This is a genomic window from Gimesia aquarii (assembly GCF_007748195.1).
GTDB lineage: Bacteria > Planctomycetota > Planctomycetia > Planctomycetales > Planctomycetaceae > Gimesia > Gimesia aquarii.
Map to the genome: position 1 here is coordinate 373,716 of NZ_CP037920.1, position 13,874 is coordinate 387,589.

Consider the following 13,874-nt stretch of genomic DNA (forward strand, 5'->3'; position numbering starts at 1 on the left):
CGCATTTGGCTCCAGATTACTTTATAGAAAGTGGTGAAGAAGTAACGCTCAGTTTATTGGACAAGCCTTGTTTTGCGAACTGGATGTGCTTCACAAAAGGCTGTATCAACATTGCAGGCAGGAATAACAAGTCGCCAATCAATGCGGTTGTGAGCAGTGCTAACATCATCCAGGCAAAGCGTTGTGTAGGGATAAAATCGCTAAATCCAAATACAAGTAATCCCAGTCCGCAAATAAACGTTGTATGAATCATCGCCCGTCCACAGTGTTTCAAGGCAGAGCGAACTGCTTCTTCACTGGAACGGTTCAACGATTTTTCTCTACGGAACCATGCCAGGAAATGTAACGTGTCATCAATGGCAATTCCCAGGGCGACGCTGGCAGTCATTACTGCTCCGATATCCAATGGGATATCCAGCCAACCCATCAAACCAAAAACAACGACTATGGGGAAAACATTGGGTAGCATGCTCAATAATCCAGTCCAGAGGCTACGTTGTACAATTATGATGACCAGCGCCACCAGTATAAAAGCAGTCGTAAAGCTCCGGGTGAGATCTTGTAGAATCAATTGCTGAACTGTATGAATCAAAGGCATAATTCCGGTGTAATATGCCGTCAATTGCACACCTTGTTCATCATACTTTTCAAGTTCGGGCTGCAAAGTCGTTTTTAGTTTATTTAAAGCAGCCCCATAGTCAATTTTATCGAGCGCGGGAACCCGCGCACTGATTCGCCACGATTCTTTACCATCGGTATCCGACAGATATACGGAATTCACGATAGCCTTCCGGTTTTCTTCCAGCTTTTTATTTGTGACGACTTTTCTAAAGATTGATTCAAAACCATTATGTTTGACTGGGTTTGGACCAAATGTCGCTGCCGACATTGTGCCTGTATATCCATCAATATTTTTTATTGTTTTTTCAATATTGTCGATGATCCGCAGTCGCTGCAAAAATGTTTTCTTACACTCAGAACCAAATTCTATGACGACTTCAACAGGAATCAATGGTCCCATTCGATCTTCGTTGAACTGGTAATCTTTCAGGACCTGGCTTCCTTCTGGAAACAGCGAAGGAACATCAACTGAAGATCGAATAGAAAGTAAGCCATAAGCCGAAATGGTCATCAGCATTAATGCTGACAGGAAAACAGGAACAGAATACCGTTCCAGCCAGTTCGGTAATTTTTCCATCCAGGATGAGATTCTGGTAAAATATTTTGGAGTCGTCTTAGTTTGACCTTCCTGATTGTACTTCAAGATTTGCTGTGGTGGCCATAGCTGCATTGCTCCAGGTAAGATCAGCAACAGGACACCCAGCGTGATTACTAAGCCTAAAGAAGCTAAAAGACCAAATAACGCGATAGGAAAAATCTGGCTGACCATTAACGATCCCAGACCAATGGCTGTAGTTACAGCAGCCAGTAGACACGGTTTCCAACCTTTGGAAAAACCATTCTGAACCGCTGTTTTTGCTTCGACCTTAGACTTGGCACTCGTCGCAAACAGTTCATCGTAATAGTAGTTTACTAAGTGAACGCCCGCTGAAATGGTTAGTACAAAAACCAGCGAAGGCATAATAATCAAAACGGCATCCAGAGGCGCTCCAATGAAATAGACCATTGAGAGTACGAGTCCCTGACCAAACAAACCTGCCAGGAGGATCGTTCCCGTGAGCATCCAGGAACGGATACAAAGCCAGCATAAACCGGTTGCTAGGATAGCAGACAAAGCGCCAAACAGATTCACACTGTGAATACTCGCCCGATCAATGGCCACACCATCTACGGGAGGGCCTGTGATATGGAAGTCTTTTCGTGGCAAATGACAGACTTCTTCCGCTACAGTAAGTACATGTTCTATCGATTTTTTACGTAATTCATTTCCACGGTGAGTCAGAATAATTACCGCGCAACTGTCATTCAGGTTTTTACCAACCAGGACTCCCTCCAAACGCGCTACTGCTTCGTCTCGTGAGAGTTTGAGTGGAGGAGATGTTAAACTTTTTACGGTTCCTGCTCCGCTAACAATACGGTCAAACAATGAAGCATGTGTCTCGCCAAAATTCGTAGTACGCGGCGCAGATAATGCTTCTTCTAGTTTGAGGAGTCGTGGATCGTCTACAGAACATCCAGGCCAACTAATTAAGATCAGGTCGTTACTTTCAAAGTCCTTTGTAAACCGATCATAGTCCAACCGGGATTGCATGAAAGGCGGTGCCCACTTTTCAGGAGCAATGCACATGCTTTCGACACTTTGATGCGCACCATAAATGAGAAATGGTGTTAATATCACCAAAACAAGAACAGTGACGACGTAGCGGCGAATATAACGAGGATTTCGAGAACTCATGGGACCATCTTTGTGAGAGGAAACAAACACAGATCACTGGGTACGTCTGGTGCATCCAGCCCATCCGTACACAGCAAGTCTAGCTCACGACTTTCCATGCGTCTGGAAAAAAGATAGTCTTTTTGTAGTCTCTTTGGTTTGTGCAATCAGCACAATTGGTACGAGCGTGCTATTCGTCAAAGGAATGGCCAGATCTAAGTTTTGATCAGGACATAATGAATCTGTTGGAGGGAGGTTGGTCGTGTTAGAAATTGTTTGACCATTTGAAGATTTGTGCAATTCATTATGATGATGGAAGCACAAATCTCCCGAGCGTGGATTAAGCGGCTCTTTTTAAAGGCTCTTCACCATGCGTAGTATAAGTAGACTGAAATTCTGGTAGAATTCTTTGAATTTCTTGCAGAATCAGATCCGAAGGTAGCTCGGTGAGCTCAGAAAGTCGTTGAAATGCTTCATGAATGAATTGTTCGCTGAAATTGACTTTTTCAGCGACCATAATTTTGGGATGGCATGTAGGTACGTGCTTTTCTCCATCCACATGTAATTCTTCATAGAGCTTTTCGCCGGGACGCAATCCCGTAAATTCAATTTCGATATCTTCGCCTAGTTTCAAACCGGATAAACGAACCAGGTCTGCAGCCAGATCAATAATACGAACAGGTTCTCCCATATCGAGCACAAAAATTTCTCCACCGCGTCCCATAGCGCCTGCTTGAATTACTAATTGAGAAGCTTCTGGAATCGTCATGAAGTAACGTTGCATTCGAGCGTCTGTTACCGAAATGGGGCCACCATTCTGAATTTGTTGAGTAAAAATCGGCACAACACTGCCTGTTGAACCTAGAACATTCCCAAAACGTACGGTCACAAAATGACACTTTGATTGTGCAGCCAGAGATTGGACATAGAGTTCAGCAATCCGTTTGTTGGCCCCCATCACATTGGTTGGGTTGACAGCCTTGTCTGATGAAATCATCACGAAAGTGCCAACTTCAAACTCCTCTGCCAGGTCTGCCAGATGTTTCGTTGCGAGTGCGATGTTTTTGACAGCTTCTCCGGGATTACTTTCCATAAGTGGAACATGTTTATAAGCTGCCGCGTGAAATAGAATATCAGGCTGGTACTCTTGCATCACGGCTCGCATTCGCTTTGAGTCGTTAATATCCGCGATAACAACATCAAATCGTCTATCATATCCCAGTTTGGATAATTCACGTTCCAGAAAGAACTGACTGTTTTCAGTTCGGTCTACCAGAATCAGTTTCTTGGGAGAAAACTGCATTAGCTGACGGCAAATTTCTGATCCAATACTTCCTGCACTACCTGTTACCATCAAGACTCGGTTGTCCATCCAATTAGAAATATTTTGCATGTCGAGTTGAACAGGTTCTCGTCCTAACAGGTCTTCAATACAAACAGGACGTGGTTTCATTTCAACTTTACCAGACAGTAATTGTTGATAGCTCGGGAGTACTTGAACCTGAATACCGACTGAATTACCATCCTCAACAAGTTGACGAACTGTCTTACCCGGAATTTCATCAGCTGGTAGTAGAATGTCTGAAACTTCATATCTTTGTGCCAGAGAACACATCTCCTGCAAAGATCCAAGAACAGGAACCCCATTAATTCGCGTTCCAATTCGGTTTGTATGATCATCCAGAAAACCAACGACGTTCAAACATGATTTTTTATTCCGTTCGATCGTTCGGAGCAAGTAAGCACCAGATTCATTAGCGCCGATAATGAACGCAGGTCTGCAATCACTTTGCTGGCGAAAAATGCGACTGCTGTCTTGAACTAAGCGAATTCCGGCACAAAATCCGCAAACGGTCAAAATAGTGCAACCCCAGTCAATTAGAAATACAGAACGGGGAATCATGATATTGGGGAAAATCAGATAATCGACTAATGCCAGGCCTGCTGAACTCAGCGTGACTGCTTTGGCGAGATTGACCAGATCCAGAACAGTAATGTAGCGGCTTCGTATTTTATAAACACCGCTACTCCAGAATGTGAATGTTTTCAAACCGACAGCCCAGAAGACAGTCGAACGAAACATTCGAAAGCCATTTTCCCCTAATACACCATCAACATTGAGTTGGCTCTCAAAGCGCAGCCAAAACGAGAGGTAGTAAATCGCACAAAAAATCGGCAAAAATACCACCATCCAAAAGACCTGGCGATGTGTTACTCTAAATTTTTGTAGCCAATTTGGCTTTGTTTTGGAGCCCAACCTTTAACTCCTAAAGTTGCGAGTTTCTAATCAAAATACATTACGAAACAAGCGGTGTGTACAAAGGGCTACTTTCGCTTGCAGAAAGTTTGGAGATGGACAGGGTTAATAACAATTTTTAGTATTTTCAGTCAACATCAAGTTTAATAAGAACAATGCAGTAAATACCTTGTCTTTATTATTAAGCAGAATTTTCATTCGATTATCCTGATATTTGATTTTTGATGAGACTCTCACTAAACCTAAACTTATCAAGCCTTTAAATGACTTATAAGGTAGCTATTTCAAACAAGTCGCTTTTCTGATTTTAGTTAACTATGATAAAGCCTCAATCAATAGTGTGATTTGATTCAACCTCGTAACCTGTAAGGTGTACCGTGCTATTTGTTCTCGATAACTACGATTCTTTTACCTATAACCTTGTCCAACGGTTCGGGGAAATAGATCCTTCATTGGATATACAGGTTGTTCGTAACAATCAGACATCGATTGAAGAAGTGGAACAGCGCTCCCCGGAAAAGATTATTATTTCTCCGGGCCCTTGCACTCCTCGCGAGGCAGGGCTTTCCAAAGAGTTGATTCAATATTTCGCTGGAAAAGTCCCCATTCTTGGCGTTTGCCTGGGACATCAATGTATTGCTGAAGTATTTGGTGCAAAAGTCATTCGTGCGAATCGGCTGATGCATGGAAAAGTGTCCCTGGTTCACCATGATGGAACTGGTGTTTTTCAAAATCTCCCTTCTCCTTTTCAAGCAACACGATACCACAGTTTGATTGTTCCAGAAGCTTCTTTCTCAGATGAGCTTGAAATCAGTGCTTGGGTAGAAGAAGAGGGATATCCCAAAGAAATCATGGGAATCCGCCATCAAAAGTATTCTGTGCATGGGGTTCAATTTCATCCTGAAAGCTTTCTTACCATGGAGGGAGTCACACTATTGAAAAATTTCCTCCAACTTCCAGCAGAACAACTAACCAATGCTTGAACAGTATAAGGAAGAGATCTAGCATGCTGAGTGTTCAAGAGGCGTTTCACCTGATTTTGCAAACGGTAAAGCCAGTTACCCCACATCAGTGTTCATTGCTTGAAGCCTATCACTGCGTACTTGCGGAGGGAACCGTCAGTGATGTGAACGTCCCCCCATTTGATAAAGCTTTGATGGATGGGTTTGCAGTCAGAAGTGCTGATTTACCGACCGGTGAGGCAACACTGCAAATTCAGGAAACAATCTATGCTGGCAGTGTTCCAACGTTACCTCTGCAAGCGGGACAAACTTCGCAAATTATGACCGGCGCTCCCCTTCCAGAAGGAGCAGATGCTGTCGTTCAAATTGAACATTGTATAATTAATGAAAAGCAACAGGCCGTACAAATTGAAACATCTCCGGTAACTCCCGGAAAAAATATGCTCTATCGATCCTCTGTACTCGAAGCCGGTGCCACTGTGCTTGAAGCGGGGACATTTCTCAGACCTCAGGAAATAGGAGCCTTAGCAGAAACAGGTAGTCCCTTTGTTTCTGTACGGCGTGCTCCAAGTCTTGCTATTTTGGCAACCGGCGACGAACTGGTTCCACCAGAGCAACCACCTCAACCGGGACAGATCCGTAACTCAAATGAAATCATGTTACACACACAAATTGTCCAATCACAGGCAAATGCGATTCCCCTCGGAATCGCACGTGATGAACGAAATCATTTAAGAGAAAAAATTCTTGAAGGTTTAAAGAGCGATTTTCTCTTACTCTCAGGTGGTGTTTCTGCAGGTACACTAGACTTGGTTCCTTCGGAACTACAGGCAGCTGGTGTGCGACAGGTGTTTCATAAAGTAAATTTGAAGCCGGGAAAACCACTCTGGTTTGGAATTCTTGAGGAAGCAAACCGAACTCCCTGTTATATTTTTGGATTACCCGGAAACCCGGTCAGTAGCATGGTTTGCTTTGAATTATTTGTAAAATTGGCGATTCGACAATTCATGGGTTTTCCCACACCAGAAGCGGTTCCTGTGCAAGCTCGTTTGCAATTCGAATTTCAATCTAAAGGAAACCGTCCGATGTATCACCCCGCTCAGGTTGAGTGGAAAGATGGTGAAGCCATTGTTTCTCCCCTGAAAACCTTAGGTTCAGCCGACTTACGTTCAACGGTAAACGCGAATGCCGTCGCTTTGTTTCCTGCTGGAAATCAGCTTTATCAGGCAGGTGATAAGGTTGATACTTTTTTATGGTAGTAGCAGTTTCTCCCAGAATTGATCTACTCTGAAATGACTGTTTTCAGTAAAAATCACCTTGATCAGAGTCAAAATCAGGCCATTTTTCTGGAATGGCCCTATTTTGGATCATAAAAGTCGCGTAGTAAGTAGTAGAGATTTAGTTGGAACATGACGTTTCACTCACTGAGGTTTTAAAAAACCTAATTTTTAAGATCAGATTCCAAGGACGGAAATCATGGCCTTTAGCACCCTGACGTTTGAAAATTCTCACTCTGATCACTCATCGACGGAAAAATCTCCCGTGTCTGAAGATGTGCCTTCGAAAGAAGATTCGCAGAATGGTCTCCCTTTGGGGAAGGACATTCAAAAAATCATCAATACCGCGCGCACTTCTCCAGCTCCAGCTTTAGGTGCCTGGCTGATGTCGGGGCTCACTGCCTGTCTGATGTGGGCTAGCTTTACTCCTCTGGATATTGGTCCGCTGGGATGGGTTTGCCTGATTCCACTTTTGCTTCTCGTGAGAATTCCACGTAAGACACGTTTTATGTATTCGGCCATCTATTGTTCCGGGTTCTTATTCACCCTTGTGTCATTTCAGTGGATGAGGTTAGGTGACCCCACCATGTATATCGCCTGGTTTGCACTAGCGGTATATGTCGCAATTTATTTTCCTGTATTCGTTGTGCTCACACGCACTGCCGTTCATCGTTTTCACATTCCATTACCGGCAGCTGCTCCCGTCATTTGGGTTGGGCTGGAATATATGCGCGCCTACTTACTTACCGGGTTCTCGTGGTACTACATCGGACATACGCAATATCGCTGGATCGAACTCATCCAGATCAGTGATATTACAGGCGCTTATGGAGTGAGCTTTTTGGTAGTGCTGTTAGCAGCCTGTTTCGCAGATCTGGTACCTGCTTCTCTGATGAGACGATTCAAACTGTTTCCGATGAAACTTAATACTGAGGAGCAGAGTATGGATCAGACTGGCTTAAAACATATCATTCAGACTGCAGTTTGCTTGAGTCTGTTTTTTGCTGTTCTCGGATACGGATACGTTCGTCGCTCACAGGCTGCATTTCAAGAGGGACCACGTACAGCATTAATTCAAGGTAACTTTCCGACATCTGTTAAACATGACCCTGGTGAGTGGCGGTCAATCTATTTGAAGCATCAGATTTTAATGGGTGCAGCGGTTCGCTATCAGCCCGACCTAATCATCTGGCCGGAAACAATGTTCCGTTGGCCCTTAATCGAGCGTAACGGAAAAACTAATCAGGAATTACAAAAGATCGCTCCCGAAATACCTTTAGAAAAATGGAATGAACCATCTGTCCGAAAAGCACTCAGTAACATGAGTCAGGAAGCCAATGCAGCTCTGGTAATTGGACTGGATACTATTGCGGCTGGAGATTCTAAAGTAAAGCACTTTAATTCCGCCGTCTTTGTACGTCCTGACTATGGTCTCGTTTCACGCTATGATAAAGTTCACCGAGTTCCCTTCGGTGAATATTTGCCTTTGAGAGACACCTTACCAATCTTACAATATTTTACTCCCTACGGTGCATCCTTTGGTATTGATCCGGGACAACATGCTGCTAATTTCGAATATCAAAATTGGAATTTTGCTCCGATTATCTGTTTCGAAGATACGGTACCGCATCTGGTTCGCACGATGATGAACCAGTCATTTGAGTCTGATTCAGCGGGTAACTCTGTCGACTGCCTTATTAACCTGACAAACGATGGGTGGTTTCATGGCTCGAGTGAATTAGACCAACATTTGATTACAGCTGCTTTCCGTTGTGTTGAGAATCGAACGCCCATGGTACGAGCCGTGAATACCGGCATCTCGGCAGTGATTGACGGAGATGGTATGATTATCGAGCCCGATGTCTTTATAGATGGCGATAATCAAGGACGTACCACATTTGTGAATGCCAAAACAGGTCGTTGGAATAAATCAATGAATGCGGTTGTCATCGATACGATTCCACTCGATCATCGAACAAGTCTCTACACGAAATATGGTGACTGGTTTGCTGGAACCTGCTGTTTCTTTACGTTGTTCGTATTTTTTATGGCTCTACTAACTCTAAAACGAAAACCAGTCACGGTGAAGTCTTAATCACACCTCTTCTGAAATCACTTAGCCACTGTCAGGATATTGAATAGCGGTCCGATATTTGATCGATAACGTTCGAGTATTGGTCGCTTAAACCTCAATACATCTGAATACTTCTTCAATGCGCAGCTCGATTGATTGCTCCTATAGCGCTTTTTATTAGTTTTTGCAAAAAACACAGTAGAAAGCATAGAGCTGTGCCCCATCATTCCAGTTAAAATGATACTCAGGAAACGCAATTTTTTGCGTTGTTCTCAACAATATCAAACTTCAATCAACTTTGATCCAACGAAGAGTGTTTCAGAAAAATGGCATTGGACAGCTGGTATTATAAGCAATCAGACGAAACTTGTGGGCCAATCTCATTTGAAGAATTATTTGCCATGGCACATCAAGGCAAATTAAAACCTCAAATGGAGATAAAGAATGGAGAGTCTGGGAACTGGTTTCCTGCACAGGAAATCGGTGGATTATTTGAGGAAGATTCTGATAATTCTTCCTCACCAATCGATGAGATGCCTTCACTTGATGAGTTTTCCATTGTTGACTCTTCCTATGGGGTTAAGGAAGTGGAAGATCTTCCCAGCCTGGATGGATTTTCGATTATTGAAGAAGAAGACAAACTCTCTTCTGAACTCGAGTCACAACTCCCCCGCTTTGCTACACTTGAAGCCGTCAGAAGTAAACATCAAAACATTCAATGGTTTTGCCGAGTTCTAAATCAGGAATTGGGGCCCATGTCTGCAGATGACCTGACGCAGCTTCTACTTGATGGTGAGTTAGCACCTAATGATGATGTTAAATCTTCGGAAGAACCAGAATGGATTCCTGCGCGGACTGTCGTCTTCCTAAGTTCGGCTGGTAATAATGTAGATGTGTTAGACTCGGAAGATGCGGAATCCGAGAGTACGGTCGAAGCATCAACTGATACTACCAGTGAAGAACAAGTTGCAGAAATACCTTCAGAATCAACCGCAGCTAACGAGCCAGCCAAACCGCCGATTCTCAAAGTACGTTCGAGACAAAAATGGTTCTGTAAACTGGGAGGGATGGGATACGGCCCCATTGAAGCCCATAAGATAAAATTATGGGCAGAGCAAGCACGCATCGAGTCGACGGACTTACTCAAACTAGGTCGAAAAGGCGAGTGGTTTGAGGCTTGGCAAATTGAAGCACTGCAATTGAAAAAACCAGCAGATCCAGAAACGGCTGACGAAGCTGCGACTATTGAAGAATCGAAAGAGCAAGAATCTAAACTGGTTGCAGAGCCGGTGAAAGATGTAGCGGTGACTCCCGCTCCTCCGAAAGTGCCAACGAGTACATCTCCTGCGACACCTCCGGCTCCCGTACGTCCGAAACCACAAATCAAAGTTGCGCGATCCAACCCACTTGAAGCTTTAGGTCCACTGATGAAGCCAGAGATTCTCGGTGGTGCGGCCGCTGTGATCGTTTTGGTGGCTATATTCTACTTTGTACCCCTTGGCAGCTTGTTTGGACCGGGTGGGCATGCAGAATTGGAAAAATTTCAGGGCGTATACAAAGAATTTCTTGCGCTTCAACAAAAGAATGCCAGTGAATCTGAATATAACAGCTTCAAAAATAAAACAAAGACGGAACTGACACCGATTATTGAGGAACTGGAAACAAGCGCAAGTTCTGATCGCCCTCATTTGCAACACTTACTATGGGCAGGCAGAGATTACCTGTATCCTATGATCGATAACGCTAACAAAGAAGAAAATCGTGCTCAGGAAAAATTTGAAAAGCACCTTAAAGAGTCGGAACGTATTTTAAACAAATAATGTTGAGAGCGATGTTATATCATTACCGACTTTAAAATTCCTAGTTACTCAAACGTCTTGGGGCGGCTCAGGCAATTTCTTTTTCCACCAGATTAGCGTTTTCAAGGGTCTTTTATCATTTCTTAAAAGACCTTCTGCCTGGATAAATTGAGCATCTCTTACGCGGTAAACAAACGATTGAGGTGTCTTTAGTTGTTTACCTTTGTTTGGTCCTTCTAACACTTGCAGGTCATAATACGTGAACACATTCACGTCAGTCATTCGTTGCAACTGAAATTTTGCTTGATGTGAATGAATTAACTTTCCATTGCGGTCATATACTCTGAGAGTGGAAATTTTTTGTTTGAGCTCCTGTTCCACTCTGAGTGGTCCCCCTTTAGAGTCCTGGTCGTTTCTACTCCATATTCCTTCCAGCTTCTGATAATCTTCTTCCGGTGCGGGTTCTGCAGAATAGACTTTTGAACCAGATGTCAGAATTATGATTATTAAAAGAAGCTGTTTCATTTGTTCGCCTTTTCTTTGTAATCACCAGTTTAGTGAAAGACTATTTTAATCTTGTCGTTCAAAATGCAAAGGATGATCAGACTCAAGATCAGCAACACGCATGGAAATTTTACCGTCGAGCACATCCGTCAGTAGCTCGCCACAGACATCAGCGCGCCAACCAGCCATCAGGCGTGGCTTTTCCTCACTATGTTCGCGATAGACATGGTAGCGAACGAGATGCCTTAAGTCGGCTGATGTTCCGACGAGTGTTTGAGAAACATTCATTTCTGCACAGCGATTTGCCAATGCGATGCCTAATAGCTTTCCAATGACCTGCTCATCTTGATTTTGCTGAGTATTCGGATTCTCGATAAGTCGAGGAAGTTCATTATTGGGAATCTGCTGTGCCTTGGCGATACGTTCTACGACTTCTGGGGCCAGTTTGAACATGTTTTTACGATTTAAATCACGAGTGGCAATCAGATCCTGGGTTGTGGCTGGTTTCCGACGGGCCAACTCGATTAATAGATCGTCGCGCAAGATTCTGCGTGCGGGCTGATCTTTTTCCTGAGCCACTTCATCTCGCCAATCAAATAATTCCCGAATGATGGCCAGTTCGCGAGGCTTTAATTTATGAAGTCCAGAAAGGCGTCGCCAGTTTTCACGGTGGAATTCGGAATTCACTTCATCGATCATCCGCTGAAACTCGGCTTCTGCCCACTCAACTCGACCCAGATCCCTTAATTCCTTTTCCTGTATTCTCCAGATCTTCAGTACATACTTTACATCGTCTAAGGCGTATTTAATTTGCTGCTGTGTGAGCGGTCTACGGCGCCAGTCTGTGCGAGTCTCTTTACTTCCTGCTTTTTCATTGAGTACGCGCGCAACTAATGCAGTATAAGAAATGGGAAAGCTTCGAGACCTCAATCCCTCGGCAATTTGTAAGTCAATCAGTTTTTGCGGTTTGCTTCCAGAAAAATGACGACAAAATCGAACTTCTTCACGCCCGCCGTGTACGACCACGGTGGTAGACTCGTTCGTCATAATATCCCACCAGGGGGACAAATCTTTTACCTGGTAAGGATCGACGGCAACGGTCTGACCATTCAAGGCAAACTGTAGCAGAGAAAGTTCTGGACGATAGGTAAACTCTGAAACAAATTCCGTATCAAATGCAACGATGCCGGCGTCCAAAATTTGATCGCATAATGCGAGAAACTCAGACTGCTTAACAATGAGAGGGTTCGACATCCTTCGATTGTTTCCTTTTTCGGGTCAGATAGGTCAGGCTGAGAGTCTGACTGTTTTTAGAATGAGTTTTCTTATTTCGTTCTTAAATCCTAATGTTGTATATATTTATTATATTCGTCAATGAACTGAGGAACATTTTGTGGCTCTTGATTTGTTTGTTATGAGACCGGAAACACCTAGTTTTCTTCATAAAATGCCCTAGAAGTCGAGTCGTTTGGTAAAAATCCGGTAAGTTGAACTGGCAGCAGTGACGATTCAGTATATAAAGGAAACATAAATCTTTTATCCGTCGGCAATTTCTGCCGGTAGGCATCCCAACTCACAAAACCGCTCTAGGAGTACATTATCATGGAAGATGATGGTCCACCGGGAGTTCCGGAATGGGTGGTCACTTATGGTGACATGATGTCACTACTTTTGACTTTTTTCATCATGTTGGTTTCTCTGAGCGAAATCGTCAACGATGAAAAGTATCGGTCCATTCTGGAATCCATTCAGAAATACACCGGTTACCGTACGGGGCCGGTGGCACCCCCTGGCAAGTATTTTCCGATGAACTCGCTTGTTGAACAAATGAGCCTGTTAGGTGCCTATACGGATAGCCCAGAGAGAGGACGAGGTGGTATCAAGACGCGTTCCATTCAAGGAAAAGATGTCAGAGTTTACCGAACCAGAGAGGGAGTTCCTCTCAGAGTGGGAAAGCAACTTTATTATAACCAGACGGCGATTGAACTGAATCAGGAGTCTAAGGAAAAGTTAGACGAAATCGTTCCAGAGCTGGCTGGTAAACCAAATAAAATTGAGTTGAGGTCTCACACCTCAACAGAACCGCTGCCGGCAGATTCGCCAATAAAAGATAAACTTGTATTAACATATGACCGTGGTCGTCATGTAATGGCGTACTTGATTCAGAAAGGGATTGCGCCAAAACGGATCAGAATCACCGCAGCTGCTGACTATGAACCAACGCATCAGTCTGGCGATGAAAAGTCGGAGCAAATGGATCGGCTAGATGTTTTACTGCTGGATGCCTTTGTTGAAGATTACGTCGGCTCCAGAAAATGATTACTCGCCTACCAACTCATTTGACTTGCTATGAAACTGACGAGATGGTGCGTCTTTTATTTTTAAGATATGAGGAGTTGAGATTTCATTGTGTGCTTCATCAATCCGAGACGTTACATCAGGGGCTAGTGGCACATACATAGATGAAACACGTGCTTTCATACTATTCTCTTTTGTGGTATTTTCCATCTCTTGATCCTTTATTCTCATCTCATCTAATACAATGGGATTCCATGATTCTTTCCGTTGGTGAGATGGAACATAATGCATCCGCGCCCAACGTCTCAGTCTGAATTCTGCTAATAATGAGATAGCAGTCTCTGACTCCCGTTCCATTACGTGATGCC

10 protein-coding genes are annotated in these 13,874 nt (G+C 43.8%); 5 read left to right on the forward strand and 5 right to left on the reverse strand.

Annotated features, from left to right (window positions below):
- Positions 1–16: 16 nt before the first annotated feature.
- Complete coding sequence (locus V144x_RS01545) at positions 17–2,356, reverse strand: efflux RND transporter permease subunit (RefSeq protein WP_144980373.1); 2,340 nt, start codon at positions 2,354–2,356, stop codon at positions 17–19.
- A 319-nt stretch (positions 2,357–2,675) separates the two neighbouring features.
- Positions 2,676–4,526, reverse strand: coding sequence for a polysaccharide biosynthesis protein (locus tag V144x_RS01550; RefSeq protein ID WP_144980376.1), 1,851 nt, complete (start codon positions 4,524–4,526; stop codon positions 2,676–2,678).
- Positions 4,527–4,969: 443 nt separating this feature from the next.
- Here V144x_RS01550 and V144x_RS01555 point away from each other — a divergent pair, with 443 nt between their 5' ends.
- From V144x_RS01555 to V144x_RS01570, 4 genes are all read left to right on the forward strand, one after another.
- Positions 4,970–5,575 carry an anthranilate synthase component II gene (locus V144x_RS01555; RefSeq protein ID WP_144980379.1) on the forward strand — a complete coding sequence of 202 codons (606 nt, stop codon included), beginning with the start codon at positions 4,970–4,972 and terminating at the stop codon, positions 5,573–5,575.
- A gap of 23 nt (positions 5,576–5,598) precedes the next feature.
- On the forward strand, positions 5,599–6,813 hold the full coding sequence (locus tag V144x_RS01560; RefSeq protein WP_144980382.1) for a molybdopterin molybdotransferase MoeA: 1,215 nt from the start codon (positions 5,599–5,601) through the stop codon (positions 6,811–6,813).
- 217 nt (positions 6,814–7,030) lie between these two features.
- Entirely contained in the window at positions 7,031–8,926 is a 1,896-nt protein-coding gene (gene lnt / locus V144x_RS01565) for an apolipoprotein N-acyltransferase (RefSeq protein WP_144980385.1), read from the forward strand.
- Between the two features lie 305 nt (positions 8,927–9,231).
- Positions 9,232–10,725 (forward strand): DUF4339 domain-containing protein, encoded by a 1,494-nt coding sequence (locus tag V144x_RS01570; protein WP_144980388.1) that lies wholly within the window; start codon positions 9,232–9,234, stop codon positions 10,723–10,725.
- 48 nt (positions 10,726–10,773) lie between these two features.
- Here the strand turns inward: V144x_RS01570 and V144x_RS01575 are convergent, their stop codons facing one another.
- Positions 10,774–11,229, reverse strand: coding sequence for a hypothetical protein (locus V144x_RS01575; protein WP_144980391.1), 456 nt, complete (start codon positions 11,227–11,229; stop codon positions 10,774–10,776).
- A gap of 45 nt (positions 11,230–11,274) precedes the next feature.
- On the reverse strand, positions 11,275–12,462 hold the full coding sequence (locus tag V144x_RS01580; RefSeq protein WP_144980394.1) for a ribonuclease D: 1,188 nt from the start codon (positions 12,460–12,462) through the stop codon (positions 11,275–11,277).
- A 348-nt stretch (positions 12,463–12,810) separates the two neighbouring features.
- On the opposite strand from V144x_RS01580, the gene V144x_RS01585 reads away from it, so the two are divergent.
- Positions 12,811–13,527, forward strand: a complete 717-nt coding sequence (locus V144x_RS01585) for an OmpA/MotB family protein (protein ID WP_144980397.1) — start codon at positions 12,811–12,813, stop codon at positions 13,525–13,527.
- Here the strand turns inward: V144x_RS01585 and V144x_RS01590 are convergent, their stop codons facing one another.
- A complete protein-coding gene (locus V144x_RS01590; protein ID WP_144980400.1) occupies positions 13,528–13,863 on the reverse strand; it encodes a hypothetical protein in 336 nt (111 codons plus the stop codon).
- Between the last annotated feature and the right edge of the window lie 11 nt (positions 13,864–13,874).